This is a genomic window from Leisingera sp. CC-HEC093 (genome assembly GCF_059429195.1).
Map to the genome: position 1 here is coordinate 3304450 of NZ_JCAIJR010000001.1, position 16146 is coordinate 3320595.

General features: G+C 62.8%; 16 protein-coding genes. 4 read left to right on the forward strand and 12 right to left on the reverse strand.

Translation table 11 applies throughout. From position 1 onward, the window contains the following. The first annotated feature begins 3 nt into the window (after positions 1-3). Complete coding sequence (locus tag AC5STB_RS16195; protein WP_495443828.1) at positions 4-705, forward strand: DUF1223 domain-containing protein; 702 nt, start codon at positions 4-6, stop codon at positions 703-705. 3 nt (positions 706-708) lie between these two features. Here the strand turns inward: AC5STB_RS16195 and AC5STB_RS16200 are convergent, their stop codons facing one another. The 5 genes from AC5STB_RS16200 to purB form a co-directional block, all read right to left on the reverse strand. Continuing rightward, positions 709-1647, reverse strand: coding sequence for a lysophospholipid acyltransferase family protein (locus AC5STB_RS16200; RefSeq protein WP_495443829.1), 939 nt, complete (start codon positions 1645-1647; stop codon positions 709-711). A 127-nt stretch (positions 1648-1774) separates the two neighbouring features. Next, positions 1775-2947, reverse strand: a complete 1173-nt coding sequence (locus tag AC5STB_RS16205) for a flagellar motor switch protein FliG (RefSeq protein WP_495443830.1) — start codon at positions 2945-2947, stop codon at positions 1775-1777. 75 nt (positions 2948-3022) lie between these two features. After that, complete coding sequence (locus AC5STB_RS16210; RefSeq protein WP_495443831.1) at positions 3023-3556, reverse strand: tetratricopeptide repeat protein; 534 nt, start codon at positions 3554-3556, stop codon at positions 3023-3025. A 95-nt stretch (positions 3557-3651) separates the two neighbouring features. Then, complete coding sequence (locus tag AC5STB_RS16215; protein WP_495443832.1) at positions 3652-4629, reverse strand: aminoglycoside phosphotransferase family protein; 978 nt, start codon at positions 4627-4629, stop codon at positions 3652-3654. A 127-nt stretch (positions 4630-4756) separates the two neighbouring features. Beyond that, a complete protein-coding gene (gene purB, locus AC5STB_RS16220) occupies positions 4757-6061 on the reverse strand; it encodes an adenylosuccinate lyase (RefSeq protein ID WP_495443833.1) in 1305 nt (434 codons plus the stop codon). Positions 6062-6181: 120 nt separating this feature from the next. Here purB and AC5STB_RS16225 point away from each other — a divergent pair, with 120 nt between their 5' ends. Then, positions 6182-6496 (forward strand): hypothetical protein, encoded by a 315-nt coding sequence (locus AC5STB_RS16225; protein ID WP_495443834.1) that lies wholly within the window; start codon positions 6182-6184, stop codon positions 6494-6496. Positions 6497-6569: 73 nt separating this feature from the next. Here AC5STB_RS16225 and AC5STB_RS16230 read toward each other — a convergent pair whose 3' ends face one another. Both AC5STB_RS16230 and AC5STB_RS16235 read right to left on the reverse strand, forming a co-directional pair. Next, on the reverse strand, positions 6570-6827 hold the full coding sequence (locus AC5STB_RS16230; protein ID WP_495443835.1) for a DUF6455 family protein: 258 nt from the start codon (positions 6825-6827) through the stop codon (positions 6570-6572). Positions 6828-7074: 247 nt separating this feature from the next. Continuing rightward, entirely contained in the window at positions 7075-8307 is a 1233-nt protein-coding gene (locus AC5STB_RS16235) for a bifunctional alpha/beta hydrolase/OsmC family protein (RefSeq protein WP_495443836.1), read from the reverse strand. A gap of 95 nt (positions 8308-8402) precedes the next feature. Between AC5STB_RS16235 and AC5STB_RS16240 the strand changes: the two genes are divergently transcribed. Next, positions 8403-8951 carry an NUDIX hydrolase gene (locus AC5STB_RS16240; protein ID WP_495443837.1) on the forward strand — a complete coding sequence of 183 codons (549 nt, stop codon included), beginning with the start codon at positions 8403-8405 and terminating at the stop codon, positions 8949-8951. Between the two features lie 68 nt (positions 8952-9019). On the opposite strand, the gene dddP is transcribed toward AC5STB_RS16240, so the two are convergent. Further along, positions 9020-10363, reverse strand: a complete 1344-nt coding sequence (dddP, locus tag AC5STB_RS16245) for a dimethylsulfonioproprionate lyase DddP (protein ID WP_495443838.1) — start codon at positions 10361-10363, stop codon at positions 9020-9022. A 149-nt stretch (positions 10364-10512) separates the two neighbouring features. Between dddP and AC5STB_RS16250 the strand changes: the two genes are divergently transcribed. Continuing rightward, complete coding sequence (locus tag AC5STB_RS16250; protein WP_495443839.1) at positions 10513-11301, forward strand: heme-dependent oxidative N-demethylase family protein; 789 nt, start codon at positions 10513-10515, stop codon at positions 11299-11301. On the opposite strand, the gene AC5STB_RS16255 is transcribed toward AC5STB_RS16250, so the two are convergent. From AC5STB_RS16255 to glnA, 4 genes are all read right to left on the reverse strand, one after another. After that, the gene (locus AC5STB_RS16255; RefSeq protein ID WP_495443840.1) at positions 11298-12134 is read right to left on the reverse strand and encodes a hypothetical protein; all 837 of its coding nucleotides are present in this window, start codon (positions 12132-12134) and stop codon (positions 11298-11300) included. The two genes, AC5STB_RS16250 and AC5STB_RS16255, sit on opposite strands and share 4 nt — an antisense overlap. Positions 12135-12473: 339 nt before the next feature. Further along, positions 12474-13268, reverse strand: coding sequence for a lytic murein transglycosylase (locus AC5STB_RS16260; protein WP_495443841.1), 795 nt, complete (start codon positions 13266-13268; stop codon positions 12474-12476). A gap of 93 nt (positions 13269-13361) precedes the next feature. Then, complete coding sequence (locus AC5STB_RS16265; RefSeq protein ID WP_495443842.1) at positions 13362-14609, reverse strand: Hsp70 family protein; 1248 nt, start codon at positions 14607-14609, stop codon at positions 13362-13364. Positions 14610-14729: 120 nt separating this feature from the next. Then, positions 14730-16136 (reverse strand): type I glutamate--ammonia ligase, encoded by a 1407-nt coding sequence (glnA, locus tag AC5STB_RS16270; RefSeq protein WP_495443843.1) that lies wholly within the window; start codon positions 16134-16136, stop codon positions 14730-14732. Positions 16137-16146: the final 10 nt, after the last annotated feature.

Consider the following 16146-nt stretch of genomic DNA (forward strand, 5'->3'; position numbering starts at 1 on the left):
CTCATGAGATTTCTGGCGCCGATCGTGGCTGTACTAGGGCTTGCCTTGCCGGTTTACGGCCAATCCGCCGCTGAGCCTGTGGTGGTTGAGCTGTACACGTCGCAGGGGTGTTCCTCGTGCCCGCCTGCAGATGCGCTGCTGCATGAGCTTGCGGCGCGGCAGGATGTCCTGCCGCTGGCGCTGCATGTGGACTACTGGGATTACATCGGCTGGAAAGATCAGTTTGCAAAACCCGCCCATACCAAACGGCAGAAAGGTTACGCCCAGGCCGGAGGACGGCGGATGATCTATACGCCGCAGATGATCATCATGGGGCAGGAGGATGTGGTGGGCGCCGATGCAATCCAGGTCGAAGAGGCCATCGGCAAGCACAGCAAACAGCCGCGCCCGGTTGCGCTGGCGGTCAGCCGCCAAGGGGAAGAGCTGCAGATCCGGCTTCTGCCGCGCGTGCCGCTGCCAGAAGGCAAGATGCTGGTTCAACTGGTGCACTACACCCCGGAACGCTCCGTCAGCATCACCCGCGGTGAGCTGGCAGGCCGGACGCTGTCCTATGCCAATGTGGTTGAGAATTGGGAAATTGCTGCCGAGTGGGACGGTACGCAGGAACTGGAGATTTCGGTTCCGTCGCCCGGCAGCCTGCCTGCAGCGGTGCTGGTTCAGACTGCCCCTTATGGCCGCATACTTGCGGCCGCGCGCGTCGACTGACCATCAGGCCGTATCGGAGGCCCGTTTGGCCGGCTGGCCGGACTTCGCCTTACGTTTACGGAACTTCCAGCGGCGGTGAATCCAGAACCATTGACCGGCGTGCTTGCGCACGATTGTTTCCAGGTCTGCACTCAGGGCCTTGGTCATCTCCAGCGGATCAGTGGGCGGGATCTCGGCGTTCATGACGATCTCAAAATCCAGGCCATTGTCCTGCCGGACCGCATAGACCGGGATCAGCGCTGCACCGAATTTCAGCGCCAGCTCTGCCGGCACAGTTGAGGTCACCGCAGGTTTGCCAAAAAAGTCGATCGGTTTGCCGCCCTGGGCGTGCAGATCGGTGACGATGGCGGCAATACCGCCCTTTTTCAGATGCCGGACAAGCTCCACCATCCCGCGCTTGCCCTGTTCGAACATTGGCTCGCCGTTCTTTTTGATGGCCTCGACATAATGCTCGTTGAAATAGGGATTGGCCATGCGGCGGTACAAGGCACCCATCTCATAGCCGCGGGCGAACAGAGCAGAACGGGCAGCGTCGTAATTGCCGAAGTGGGCGGTGGCCAGCAAAACCGGGCGGCCCGCCGCGCGGGCGTCTTCCAATGCCTGCAGGCCAGGGCCGGTGATCGGTGCCGCCTTGGCGCGGTCATGAAACGGCTTGCCGGCGTAGATTTCCGCAATCATCCGTCCGGCGTTGTCGCTGACGTCCCGGTACAGCGCGCCCGGGTTCAGATCCGACAGTTCCGGGCTGACCAGCGTCAGGTTGTCGCGCACCCGCTTGTCGAACCCGGCGAGCCGGCCCATTGCGGTGACCAGCCGGCCCATCATCGGAACGCGCAGGTGGTAGGGAACCAGCCGGGCCGCCAGCAGCAGACCACGAAGAAACAGGTTGCTGCCAAAGTAACTGGCATGGCTCAGGGCGGAGAGCTCGGAAGGATCTGCGGGCATGGCGTCTGGATGGCTGCGGCGCGCAACTGCGCCAGGAAGTCTGCATCATACGCAGGGGCGGCAGCAGGCACAAGCAGCTCTGAGACGGCGTCTGCGCCTGCCTGCCGAAGGAGCGGGAGAGCAGGGATTAGCTCTCTTCTTCCTCTTCATCGGATCTCAGCTCAATCTCGCCGGTCGCCACCAGGTCGCGCATGGCGGAAATGATCAGGCCAAAGGCGGTTTCGCCGTCGCTGCGCTTGACCCTGCCGCGCTCGGCCACCTCGTCGCGGATGTTGTCGGCCATACGGCTGGACATATTCTTCAGCAGGAACTCGCTGGTTGCGACGTCCTCCTCGTCGGTGGCAAAGGCTATGGCCGTAACCAGATCGGCCTGCGACAGCACCTTCATCAGCTTGGGCACATCCAATGGCTTCATCCGTTCGCCAATCAGCGCATAGGTGAAGATGGCCTTGCGTACCTTGATTGCGAATTCCTCGTCCTCTTCATCCAGCGCAACCAGCACCTCGTCGCGTTTGGCGGCGGCGGCCTCGGTCAGAATACCGCCAAGCCGCTGGCCCGGTGTCTGATCGAAGGCCAGGTCGGGACGCGCCTCCACCTGGGCGGCCAGCGACAGGCCGATGCGGTCCACCGTGTCGGGTGTCACATTGGCAGTCTGGCTGACGGCATAGGTAATCCGGCGGGCAACCGGGCCAGGAAGATGGATCAGCATCTGTGCAGCCTTGGCAGTGTCCAGCTTGGACAGCAGAACTGCGGCCACTTCGGTGCTTTCGGCCTCCGCCAGCTGCGCCAGGTCCTCCGGCGGCAGCTGCTTCAGGCGTTCCCAGGGGTCGCCGAACTGGCGAACGCCGGCTTCCTTGCGCAGGCGGTTGTGGGTGTAGCGGCTGATTTTGCCCTCCATCGCGTTCAGCGCTCCGGCCAGGCCATTGGGAAAGTGCAGGCCTACATTGTCCAGCATATCGGCAAATTCACCCGCCACAGCATTCAGCGTGGCGCGGTCCACAATTCTCATCCGGCCCATCTGCTGGGTCAGCTCCAGCTGCAGGTCGTCGGGCAGCTCTTCAAGCGGAATTTCGGCGCCTTCATTCAGCAGCAGCCGCACAATGATGGCCGCTTTGGCCTTGCCGCTGAGGCCGGAAACATCTGCCTCGCCGGCCATGGAGCCGCCGCCCATCGCACCGCTCAGGCCGCCTGCATCCAGACCGCCCATCGGTGCGGGAGCGGCGAAGTCGCCCATGTCCATTCCGCCCATGTCGCCCCCGCCCAAATCCATTGGAAGCGCCAGCATGTTGTCTTGAGGCATTCTCGCACCCTAGAAAAGATTCTTCTCAATCATCGAGGTCAGGTTACGCGGAAAGCCGTAAAGAAAGCCTGAAGCCTAGTAGTCGTAAGAGGCACCTGTTTCCAAGGCGTCGCGCAGAGAGGCCGCGGCCCAGCTGCCATCGCCGCCGCGCGCCTTGATTTCCTGCAACTGCGCTTTGGCAGCGCCGTATTTACCTTGTGTTACAAAACCTTGGCCCATGTAGGAGCGTGCCAGGATATTGTCAGGGTCTTGCGCCAGTGCCTGATCGTAATAGGTCTGTGCCAGTTCCTGATTGCCCAGTTTGCGGTGGGTGAACCCCCAATAGGTCAGAACCATGGTGTCCTGCTGATCCGCCATCGCGCTCAGCACTGCCTGCGCGTCTTCCTGGCGCCCGGCATAGGCCAGCTCACGCGCTGCATTCAGTAGCCCGTCCTGGTTCAGCGAGGATTTGCGCGGCCGCACGCAGCGCTTTTTGTCATCATCCCAGACCCGTTTGCCCTTGCAGGTCTTGGTGGTCTCCGAGGGTTTCGGCGGGTTCCAATCGTTGCCGCTGGCGGCAAGGGCAGCAACAGGCAGAGTCAGGGCGGCGGCCAAGGCGAAAATGCGCATGTTTGAAGCTCCAAAAGCAATGTCTTCCGTAATGTAACCGCACAACCCGCGTGCGGGCGACTTCATTCTCATCAAATATACGGGAGGTGACGGGGTCAGCCGCCAAGGGGCTGGGAAAACGCACAGTCCAGCCGGGCAAGCAGGGTATCAAACCTCTTTCGGGCTCTCGGGCTCTTTTCCACTTCGGCTGCCTGATTTCGTGCCAGCTTCAATAACAGCTTGGCCCGCAAGTGAAAGTTCAGCAAGGGGGCGCTGAACGAGCGCCTGTACGTCTTAAAAAAGAACTCAGTACTGGCCCGCCGGACACCGCCGGGCCCGATGTCACCGGGGTGGGCCGGGGTGGTCAAATCACTGGTCAGAAAATCCACTACGTCGTAAATGGCGGGCTTATGTTTGGCATAGGCCAAATCCAGGCCGCAGGCGGTGCCGCTGCCGAGGATCAGGTTACCGCTGTGAAAGTCGCCGTGCGAAAACACGCGCGGGCAGGGGCTGCCCTGCAAGTTCCGGGATTGGTCCAGCAACTGCGCTGCAAAACTGGCATAGTAATCCTGCGAGATCATGCCGCTGCCGTCTGCCGCGGCATTTTCAAGCTGATCAAAAATCCAATTCATCCAGATGTTTTCCGGCTCTTCCGGCGAGAACTGATGCAGGTGGTTCAGCCATGCGCCGGCCCTGCGGAAGACCTGGTTGGCCTGGGCCGGGGATTGCGGGTTGCGCAGGGCTTCCGTTGCCGTCCGGCCCTTTTCGAACTCCGTAATGTGAAAGCTCCTGTCCGCGGCAAGATAGACCGGCGCAATGATGCGGCACTTTTCGGAGGCCGCAAAATGCGGCTGAACCTTCTGAAACAGGCGGTATTCTCGTTCGATCCAGCTGTTTCCGGCCTGGAAGTCCTTTTTCAAAATCAAAGTGGTGCCGGTTTCGTGCAGAAGTGTGAAAACCATCTGTTCTCGGCCGGGATCGCTTGCTTTGTGAATGCAATTCACAGCGAAGGTTCCCGGCACGCCGGCCGCGGCCTGAAATTCCCGGACATGGTCCTGAATGAGGCTTTCGTCAAAATCGGCAAAAAGGAGCATGTGAGAATTAGTGTGAGGGTCTTTGAGGTGGCGTACTCCGCAAACTCTTATCAGCCAAAGGGTGAAAGCCGAATGAAAAACGCCCCGTCAGGCTGACGGGGCGCGAAAATTCAATACTGCGTGCGGCTTACTCGCCGAATACCCGGCGGAAGATCGTGTCGACATGTTTGGTGTGGTAGCCCATGTCGAATTTCTCGTTGATCGCTTCTTCGCCAAGGGCCGCAACCACATCGGCGTCCGCCAGCAGCAGCTCACGGAAATCGACGCGTTCTTCCCAAACCTTCAGGGCGTTGCGCTGTACCATGGAATAGGCGTCCTCGCGGCTGACGCCTGCCTGGGTCAGCGCCAGCAGCACCCGCTGCGACATCACCAGGCCGGGGAATTTGTTCATGTTGTCCAGCATGTTCTCCGGGAACACCAGCATCTTGTCGACAACACCGGCCAGGCGGTGCAGGGCAAAGTCCAGGGTGATGGTCGCATCCGGTCCAATGCCGCGCTCGACGGAGGAATGCGAGATGTCGCGCTCATGCCACAGTGCCACGTTCTCCATCGCCGGGATCACCGCCATACGCACCAGACGCGCAAGGCCGGTGAGGTTCTCGGTCAGCACCGGGTTCTTCTTGTGCGGCATCGCAGAGGAGCCTTTCTGGCCCATCGAGAAGAATTCCGCGCCTTCCAGCACTTCAGTGCGCTGCATGTGGCGGATTTCCACGGCAACGTTCTCGATCGACGACGCAATGACGCCCAGTGTGGCAAAGAACATCGCGTGGCGGTCGCGCGGGATCACCTGGGTGGAGATCGGCTCGGGGCGCAGGCCCAGCTGCTCGCAGACGTGCTCTTCAACCGCCGGGTCGATGTTGGCGAAGGTGCCGACCGCGCCGGAGATCGCGCCGGTGGCGACTTCCCAGCGGGCTTTTTCCAGGCGGTTCTTGTTGCGGTCCATTTCCGCATAGAAGCGGGCGAAGGTCAGGCCCATGGTGGTGGGCTCGGCGTGGATGCCGTGGCTGCGGCCGACGCGCACAGTGTTCTTGTGCTCCAGCGCGCGTTTCTTCAGCGCCGCCAGCACCTTATCCATGCCATCCAGCAGGATGTCGGCGGCACGCACCAGCTGCACGTTCAGGCAGGTGTCCAGCACGTCGGAGGAGGTCATGCCCTGATGCACGAACCGGGCTTCTTCGGAGCCAACATGCTCCGCCAGGTGGGTAAGGAAGGCGATCACGTCATGCTTGGTCACCGCCTCGATCTCGTCGATGCGGGCAACGTCGAAGTCCACATCCTTGGCTTTCCACACCGCGTCGGCGTTCTCGCGCGGGATCACCCCCAGGTTGGCCATGGCTTCACAGGCGTGGGCCTCGATCTCGTACCAGATCTTGAATTTGGTCTCGGGCGACCAGATTGCGACCATCTCGGGGCGGGAATAGCGGGGGATCATTGGCGAAGGCACCTTTATGTGATTGCGCAGCAGATGCCCGGCCTCTTAGATCAGCAGAGGCAGGACAGCAAGGCTGGGAGGCGGGGATGAGGCAGATTGCCCTGATGATTGCGGTATCATGTGCAGTTTCACCGGTTTGGGGCGGCGAATGGCGGGGGGCTGGACGGTGAGGAGGTGCAGACGGTGCTGGAAGGGCAGCGGCTGGTCTACGGCAGCGGCGCCTGGCAGGAGTTCCGCGCCTCGGGCCGGACGCTCTACAATGCGGGCCATGACAGCTGGGGCTACTGGGGCGTGCGGGACGGCAAATACTGCTCCACCTGGCCGCCCTCGGACCTGTGGGCCTGTTATGTGCTGGAAAGCGACGGCGAGGCGTTCAGGTTTGTCGGGGTGGGCGGGGACATCACCATGGGGCGCTACGCCGACCCAAAGGAGTAACCGGGCACGCGGAGCCGTGTGCCGTGGGAGGCTGTGAACGTCCAGAGAGCGTGATACGACAGGCCGCGGGCTGTCAGCCGCCCCGCAAATGCGCCAGCAGCTGGGCGTTGCGGCAGTAGGACGGCGCCTCCGCCAATTCTGTTGTCTCCCGCTGCAGGTCGCTGCAGCCGTCCTGATTGCGGCAGGTGCTGCAGCGCAGGATTGCGCGCATGTATTTCTGGCCCTGCGCCTGCGGATCTGCGGCGACGATCGCGCCATAGTCGACGCCCAGCCGGCTGGCCATGCCCTGCACCAGATCGCTGCTGCGCCCGAGCTTTGCAAAAAGTCCCATGTGTCTCCTCCCAAGTCCCTTCGTTTCCGGATGCAGAGACAGAATGCGGGGAAATTTGCCCCGGCACATTGATGTGGCGCAAAGTTCTCAACCGTCAGGTTCTCCCGCCTGCGCTGCGGCCTTCTGACGAAGACCTTGCGCAGTTGGGCCCGGCGCCGCGCCTTGCGCGGCGCCGGGCCCAAGGCCGCTGCTGGTGCAGGTTGCCTGCACCAGACGGGCGCGGGAGCACTGCCGGAGAATTCGGGCGTCAGGCCTCTGCCTGCTCCGTGGACTCCAGGCGGGTCACCACTTTGGCGCTGCTTTCCAGGGTGCGGTGCACCGGGCATTTGTCGGCGATTTCCAGCAGGCGCGCGCGTTGATCATCGCTTAGGGGACCGCAGAGGCGCACCACCCGGGTGAACTGGTCGATCTTAGCAGGCCCTGACGGCAGCGCGTCCTGAGCGTGCACCTTGTCATGGCTCACATCGACGCTGATCCCCTCCAGCGGCCAGCCCTTGCGCCGGGCATACATCCGCAGCGTCATCGAAGTGCAGGCGCCCAGGCCGGCGGCGACAAAGCCATAGGGAGACATGCCGCGGTTGGTGCCGCCATAGGCCAGCGGCTCATCGGCAAACGCATGGTGGTAGGGGCCGGACTGCACGTCCTGCAGGAAGCCCTCCGGGTCTGCCTCCGTCACCCGCAGGATGCCCTCTGGCGCGCCGGGCGGCGGCGCAGGCGGTGCCATTTTCACATAGCGCCCCGCCCAGGCGGCGATCACTTCTGCCGCGTATTCGGCATCTGCCGCGCGGGAAATCAGGTGGTCGGCGTCATCCAGGGTGACAAAGCTCTTGGGGTGTTTCGCAGCGGTGAAGATCGACGCGGCATTGTCGACGCTCACAGTCTCATCACGCGGCGCATGCAGCACCAGCAGCGCCGCCTTCAGCTCCGCAATTGCAGGCGCCAGCGCCTCGGCATGAATATCGTCGACAAACTCCTTGCCGATCACAAACGGCCGCCCGCCCAGGCAGACCTCTGCGCGGCCCTTGGCTTCGATCTCCGGCAGGGCGGCGTCGAAATGATGAGAAACATGGCCCGGATCAAACGGCGCCCCGAGCGTCACCACCCCCTTGACTGAAGGAATACCTGCGCGCGCCCGCAGCACAGCAGCACCGCCCAGCGAATGGCCGATCAGCAGCGCCGGTGCCATGCTGCGCCCCGCCAGATACTGCGCCGCCTTGATCAGATCCGCCACGTTGGAACTGAATGTGGTGTTTTCAAACTCGCCCTCCGAATGCCCCAGCCCGGTGAAGTCGAACCGCAAAACCGCAATCCCCATCGCCGCCAGCCGCCCGGCAATCCGCCGCGCTGCCGGGATGTCCTTGGAACAGGTGAAGCAATGGGCAAACAGCGCGGTGGCCAGCACCGGCCCATCGGGCAGGTCGAGGCGGGCAGCAAGGGTGTTTCCGGCGTGGCCGGTGAAGGTGATCCGTTCCGTGGACATGGGCGTGGCCTTTGTTGGGTGTCCGGCATAGATTGAGCGCTCAATCGGTCCTGAACAAGGCAATGGGACGGAACGTAACGGGAAGGTGAAGGCAGATGAGCAGCAGCACCCTTACGGGCATCGGATGTTACAGTCCGCGGAATACTCGGGACCGCGGGATGTGGCAGCGTTTGATGGATTTCTGCAACAGCGAGCCTCAGGCCTTCGGCCGGGACCCGGAAACCGGCCATGTCACCGGCTCCGCCTTTGTGCTGTCAAAGGACATGAAAAGCGTGCTTCTGACCCATCACAAAAAGCTAAACCGCTGGTTCCAGCTGGGCGGCCACTGCGACGGCATTGCCGACGTGCCCTTTGTGGCGCTGAAGGAAGCCTACGAGGAAAGTGGGCTGGGGCGGATCAGGCCGCTGTCGGATCAGGTATTCGACGTCGACATCCACGAAATCCCGGCCAATGCACGCGACTGCGCGCATTGGCACTACGACGTGCGCTACCTGTTTCAGGCAGAGGCGGGGGAGATCGCACCCAGCGATGAATCCCACGCCCTGGCCTGGGTGCCGTTGAAGCAGCTGGAAGAGGTGACGGACTCACCCGGCGTGCTGGTGCTGCGTGATAAGCTTGCGCCTTTCCTCAGCAGCCATTGTTAAGCGGAGGCGCCTCACGGCGCCGCAGGCTGCCCCGGCCCCTCCTGGCAGGAGGGACCGGCTGTAACGGATCAGGCTTCGCCCAGCAGCGCCTTATCAAAGGGGTAGCTGGTCAGGTTTTCATGGCCGTCCTCAGTGATCAGCACCTGATCCTCCAGCTTGATGGAGAAATCACCGCCCTCCGGCGACACCAGCGCCTCGACACACAGAACCATGCCCGGCTCCAGCTCATAGTCGAAGGCGCCCTCGACCATCTGGTCCGGATAGGCCACCAGCGGCCATTCATCACACAGGCCGACGCCGTGCATCATGCAGCCGTATTTCTGCTTCTGGAACTGGTCATCCAGCACATGGCAGCTGCGTGACAGCTCCTGGATGTTCACACCGGGCTTCAGCATTTCCATATTGTGGCGGATGTGTTCGACCCCGTGCAGCATGGCATAGACCATATCGGCCCGCGGCTTCTGATCGCCGATCCACCAGCTGCGGGAGATGTCGATGCAAATGCCGTAAGAGCCGACCAGATCGGTGTCGAAACTGATCATCTCGTTGTTCTGGATGATCCGGGGGCCGCATTCCTGGAACCAAGGGTTGGTGCGCGGGCCTGAGGCCAGAAGCCGGGTTTCGATCCATTCGCCGCCGCGGCGGATGTTTTCCGCGTGCAGTACCGCCCAGACGTCGTCCTCGGAGATATTGCCGCCCGGGATCTGCTCGCGGGCGAATTTTTCCATTGCCGCCACCGCGGTTTCGCAGGCGTGATGGGCGCAGCGCATCGCCAGGATTTCGTCCGGGCCCTTCACTGCCCGGCATTTCTCGGTCAGCTCCTCGCCAGGGAAAATCTCCAGCCCCTGCGCCTCCAGCGCGCGCAGCCCGTGCAGCATCACCTTGTCCACCGCCAGCCGCCTGTTGCTGCCGCTGTGTTCCTCCAGCAGGATACGCACCTCGTTGGAGAACTTGTCGGCGGCCACGTCGATCTTGTCGCCGCGGTCGAAATAGAACAGGTCGGCCCCGGCGCGCTGCTCGCGCACCAGCGGGTTGAATTCGCTGAGGAACGGCGACTGCTTGTAATCCCACAGCACCATGTAGCCGTCGGCGCAGATCAAGAGCGCGCGGAACGGGTTGTGGGTGTTCCACAGCTGCATGTTGGTGGAATCGGTCGCATAGCGGATGTTCAGCGGATCAAACACCAAGAGGCCGCCATAGCCGCGGTCGTTGATGAACCGGACCAGCCGTTCCCAGCGGAACTTGCGCAATGCCTGCAGGTCGGGCAGCTGCAGTCCGGCCTCTGCCCATTCAGCAAAAGCCAGCTGGGTCGGGCCGATCTCGACGCGGTCATTGTCGTTGGGTGTGTTGTCGCCCAGTTTGGCGCCGCGGGTCGGGTCGATCTTGCGGATGTCGCGGTAATGCTCGTTCATGCTGGGATGTCCTTGCTGCACAGTCCTGTCCAATGTGGCGCTGCTGGCGCCGGTAATCGCTGCCGAAAACGACGTATTCGGCGGTCGTTTCTGACCCGTGTTGCGGTGTTGCTGCTGGATTTTTTGCCGCGGTATGCTACCGCTTGGGCATGACCGCGCTTCTGCAGAAAACCATCCCCTACAACCCGCTTGAGCAAAGGAAACTGCCCGGCATCCAGCCGCTTCCGCCTGAGGACTGGCTGGCAGCGGATGAGGCTTTTGCCGGCCAGATGGCCGAGCGGGAGCGCCTCCTGGCCACCCGTCGGGACGCGGTCCTGCAACTGGCCCCCGGCGCGACGGCGGCAGCGCAGGAACTTCTGGAGCTGGTTTTGAAGGACATTGATCCCAGCGCCGGCGCCTTTGCGGTGCGGGCTGACGGGCTGCGTGTTGCGATCGGCCGGCAGGACCCGCTGGGCACCCTTGGGCGCCTCACCCAGCAGGATTTCTGCCTGTTGCAGAAACCGGAAGGCGCGGCGGAGCATGTTCTGACCGGTGCGGTCCTATGCTTTCCGGCAAGCTGGACACTGGCAGAGAAATTCATGCGCCCGCTGACTGGGATACACCAGCCGGTGGACAGCTACGGCAGCAGCATTGCGTCCCGTGTGCAGAGGCTGTTCGACGGGGTGCAGGCGGGCCGGCCGCTGTGGCGGTTCAACGCCTTGTGGTATCAGGATCCCGCGCTGTTCCAGCCGCGCAGCCAAAATGCGCCGCGGGACAAGTCGCACGGCAGCCGCGCCGGTTATTTGCGCACGGAAAAGCAGATGATTCTGCGGCTGCCGGAAACCCGCGCGGTGGTGTTTGCCATTCACACCCGGGTCGTTGCGCGCGCAGATGTGCTGCGCCAATGGGGTGCCCCGGACGGGGCACCGGCTGGAATTTCAGAGGGAACCCCGTCCTAGGGGATCAGCGGCCGGGCGGCCTGTACCATGCCGGCGCTTTCCAGATACAGAACCAGAGCCGTCAGCAGCAGCAGATGGCTGATGAGCCGCAGGCGCCGCGGGCCGGTGAGGCTAAGCGCAGCTGCGGCTGAGGCCCGCAGCTGCCCGCCCCAGCGGCGCTGGGGCGTACTAGTGATCATCCGGCTGCTGGTAAACGCGCGGGCCGCTTCAGAAACAGAGACGCTGGCAGCCTTGCTTGCCTGCGCGGCCTGAAGGGCGCGGTCGCAGTGAGCGTCAAGCGCGATAGCGGTCTGATCGACCGGTGTGAAGCACTCCCGGCCGCGCGGCTTGGGGGCTGCGGGGCGTTCCAACTGGCGGGCAACGGTGGCAGAGGCCGCCGCCGCAGGCTGTTCCGCGATGCGGCCCTCGGAGGCAAACGCGCTTAGGAACTGCTCACAGGTGAGCGCGACCTCGCTGTCGAGCCACTCGACCGAGGTTGCCTCTACCGCCGATAGCAGGCGCCGCAGGGTTTCCGCCAGCAGCAGTTCTGAGATTTCCTGATCGCAGTAGCCTGGAAAGACCGGCGACAGCACAAGATCCAGCAGGGCTGCCGGCTGCATGACGCTGCTGGGCAGCTTGCTGTTGCGCCGCAAGGGCACCCGGCGCAGGCGCAGGGTCACCAGGTAGTGATCGCATTGCAGCTTGACGGTATTCTCCGCCCGCGCCTCGATTTTCTCCGCCGGATGGCCGAAATCGTCAAGCGTGTCCGCAACCGCATTCACCGCCGCGGAAAGGGTCCCGGCCTCGCGGCTTTCCAGTCCCAGCCTGCCAGTATATTGCACATTCTCTGCCATTGCCTGGTTCCTCCATTCAGGGTGCCGACACAGAAACTGTAAAATTTGAAGTAGTTGAAAGTTGGGCAGGCGTGACAGGTTGCAACGCCGGTGCCGCAGGTGTTTCAGCTCAAATGTGGCGGCCGTCAAGATACTGAATTTTAATAAAAATGCCGGGGCCGGGCGTGGGCGGGCGGCCTTGATTGCGGCTCAACTGTGGCGGCGTTCGAACACATTGATGCCCAAAGGCCTGCAATCCCGCGTGACTCGCGCTGATTGTCGCTTACACGCGGCCTCAACGTAAAACACCCGCCTTAGCGGCGGGCGCAATCGCTTCGGCAACGGCAGTGCGGCAGCGGATCAGCCGTCGATCTGGCGGCCCATAATGGCCAGCGACTGCTGATAGACACTGGCGGCATTCCATTCCTTCAGCACGCGGTAGTTCGGTTCGCCCGGCTGATAACCCTTGCCAGGCTTCCAGCCTTTCTGGCGCAGGTAATTTGCAGTGGACGCCAGTGCATCCCCCATATTGTAGAAATCCACCCGCCCGTTGCCGTCCCAGTCCTGACCGTAAGCCAGCGCGTTGCCCGGCAGGAACTGGGTGTGCCCCAGCTCCCCGTGTTTGGCCCCCCGGGTCGCCGTCGTAATTGCCCCCTGATCCACCAGCTTCAGCGCTCCCAGCGCATGCGGCCGGAAAAAATCAGAACGGCGGCAGTCATATGTCAGCGTCACGATGGCCGAGACCACCTGGCTGTCGCCCATGTAATTGCCAAAGGCAGTTTCCATGCCGTGGATCGCAATCAGCACGCCCGCGGGCACGCCGTACTTGCGCTCCAGCGCTGCATAGAAGTCCGGGTTGCGCGCCTTGCGCTTGCGGCCCTGCGCCACGATGGTGGCGGAGCCGCGGATCTGCATGAATTTCTCCAGCGAGTATTTAAAGCTCTTCTGGTTGCGGTCGGCGGAAATGGTGCGGCGGGCATATTGTGCATTCGCCAGTGCCTGCAGTCCCGCCTTGCGCACGCCTGCGCGCTTGGCCTCGCGCTGGAAGTCCTGTTTCCAGGCGTCAAACCCGGCAGAAGTGTTGCCGCAGTTGGCGGCGAGGGCAGGGGAGGCAAGAAAGGCGGAAATCAGGGCAGGGACAATCAGCCGGCGCATGAAGCAAACTCTCGAAATGTGACTCATGGTTCGCAGCCTAACGCGTTGGCTGCCCATGTCTAACGGGAAAAGCTTTCATTGGTTCCCATTTCCTCAGGCAAAGGCGCTGCCCGCGGCCAGTGCCAGGCCGTCTGCAACAGCTGTCATCGCATTTCCCGTTTCCAGCCGGGCATTTGGGCACAGGCTGCGCATCTCTGCCTGCACCGCCGCCAAAAGCGAAGAGCCGCCGACCAGGACGATCCGCGCAACCCGGTCAGGCGCAATCCCGGCCCGTGCCAAGGTCTCTGCGGCACAGGCCCCGATTGCCGTTGTCTGCTCCGCCAGCGTCTCGCTCATGGCAGGGGCATCCAGCGGCAGCGACAGCCCGCGCTCCAGCAGCTTGAGGTCGATCAGCGCCGCGCCTTCGCTGCCATTGGCGCGGATTTTGCCGTGCTCCACCGCAAAGGCCAGCTCATGGCCCAGCTCATCTTCCAGCACCGCCACCAGCCGCGCCAGCTTTTCCGGCTCCACCGCATTGGCCGCCAGATCCTGTGCCGCCCGGCGGCTTTCCGGGGCATAAAGAAACGGGATCATCTGCCAAGTGGCCAGATCGTTGAACAGCCGGTTCGGTGCCGGCAGGGTGCCGCCGCCAAAGCTGTTGCGGATCGGGCTGCCCCGGCCCAGGAGCGGCATGACATGGCGGATGCTTAGTTGCCGGTCGAAATCGGTACCGCCCAGCCGGACCCCATGGGAGGCCAGAATGCGGGCATCCCCATCGGGACCCTGTTCAAAGGCCGTGAAGTCGGAGGTGCCGCCGCCGATATCGACAATCAGCCCCAGACCCGGTGCAGGCGCGGCGGCGCGCAGCGCGGCCTCCGGCTCATACATGAACATCACGTCCTGAAACCCGGCTTCCAGATAGCAGGCGCGCAGGTCTTTCTCTGCTTGGGCATTGCGGTCCTCATCCTTGGAATGGAACCGCACCGGACGCCCGGACAGCGCATGGGTGAACTCCATATGCGTTGCCGCTTCGGCGCGGGCCTTCATCTCGGCCAGGAACCGCGCAATCAGGGTGGCGAAACTCAAACGCTCGCCGCCCAGCCGCCGTTCCTCCTGCAGCAGCGGCGTGCCCAGCAGGCTTTTCAGCGCCCGCATGAACCGCCCCTCGTCGCCATTAATCAGCGCTCGCGTGGCACTGTGGCCGATCCTCATATTGCGGCTGCCGTCTTCAAAGAACACCGCAGTGGGCAGGGTCTGCTCGCCCGGCTCCATTTCCACCAGCCAGGGACGGCCCGCTACTGCGATCCCGGCGGCCGAGTTGGAGGTGCCAAAGTCGATGCCAAGGGTGTTGGGGACGGTCATGGGAAGGCTCCTGTCTGCCGGGCTGAGCCGCGCTGGATACGGAAGGCCGGGCCCAAGAGCAAGGCCCGCAAATGAAAAGGGCGCCCCGAAGGGCGCCCTGTCCATGTCTGTTCCAGCAGCTTAGCAGCTGTAGTACATGCCGAATTCCACCGGATGCGGGGTGTGCTCGTACTTGTGAACCTCTTCCATCTTCAGCTCGATGTAGCCGTCGATCTGGTCCTTGGTGAACACGTCGCCCTGCAGCAGGAAGTCGTGGTCGGCGGCCAGCGCGTCCATGGCTTCACGCAGAGAGCCGCAGACGGTCGGGATGCCTTCCAGCTCTTCGGCCGGCAGATCGTACAGGTTCTTGTCCATGGCTTCGCCCGGATCGATCTTGTTCTTGATGCCGTCCAGGCCGGCCATCAGCAGCGCGGCAAAGCACAGGTAGGGGTTTGCCGCCGGATCGGGGAAACGGGCCTCGACGCGCTTGGCTTTCGGGCTTTCAGTCCACGGAATACGCACACAGCCGGAACGGTTGCGGGCAGAGTAGGCGCGCAGAACCGGGGCCTCAAAGCCCGGGATCAGGCGCTTGTAGGAGTTGGTGGACGGGTTGGTGAAGGTATTCAGAGTCTTGGAATGCTTCAGGATGCCGCCGATGAAGTACAGTGCTTCCTGCGACAGATCAGCATATTTGTCGCCTGCAAACAGCGGCTTGCCGTCTTTCCAGATCGACATGTTCACGTGCATGCCGGAGCCGTTGTCGCCATAGATCGGCTTCGGCATGAAGGTTGCCGACTTGCCATAGGCGTGCGCCACGTTGTGGATGATGTACTTGTACTTCTGCAGCTCGTCCGCCTGTTTGGTCAGGCTATCGAAGATCAGGCCCAGTTCGTGCTGGCAGGACGCAACCTCGTGGTGGTGCTTGTCGACCTTCATGCCCAGGCGCTTCATGGTCGACAGCATCTCGGAGCGCAGGTCCTGGGCTTCGTCGGTCGGGTTGACCGGGAAGTAGCCGCCCTTCAGGCCCGGGCGGTGGCCCATGTTGCCCATTTCGAACTCGGCGTCGGTGTTCCAGGAGCCGTCGGTCGCGTCGACCTCGTAAGACACCTTGTTGATGGTGTTGGAATACCGCACGTCGTCGAACAGGAAGAACTCCGCTTCCGGCCCCATATAGGCCACGTCGCCGATGCCGGAGGACTTGAGGTAAGCCTCTGCTTTCTGCGCGGTGCCGCGCGGGTCGCGCTCATAGGCTTCGCCGGTGTCGGGCTCAACGATGGAGCAGTGCAGGCACAGGGTTTTTTCCGCGTAGAACGGATCGATATAGGCAGAGGTGGTGTCCGCCATCAGTTTCATGTCGGAGTTTTCGATCGACTTCCAGCCGGCGATCGAGGAGCCGTCGAACATGAAGCCTTCTTCCAGGAAGTCCTCGTCAACGAGGTCCACGTCCACGGTCACGTGCTGCAACCTGCCGCGCACGTCGGTGAAACGGATGTCGACATAGGCGACGTCTTCTTCTTTGAGTGTCTTGAGAACTGCGTCTACGCTCATTCCCTCGGTC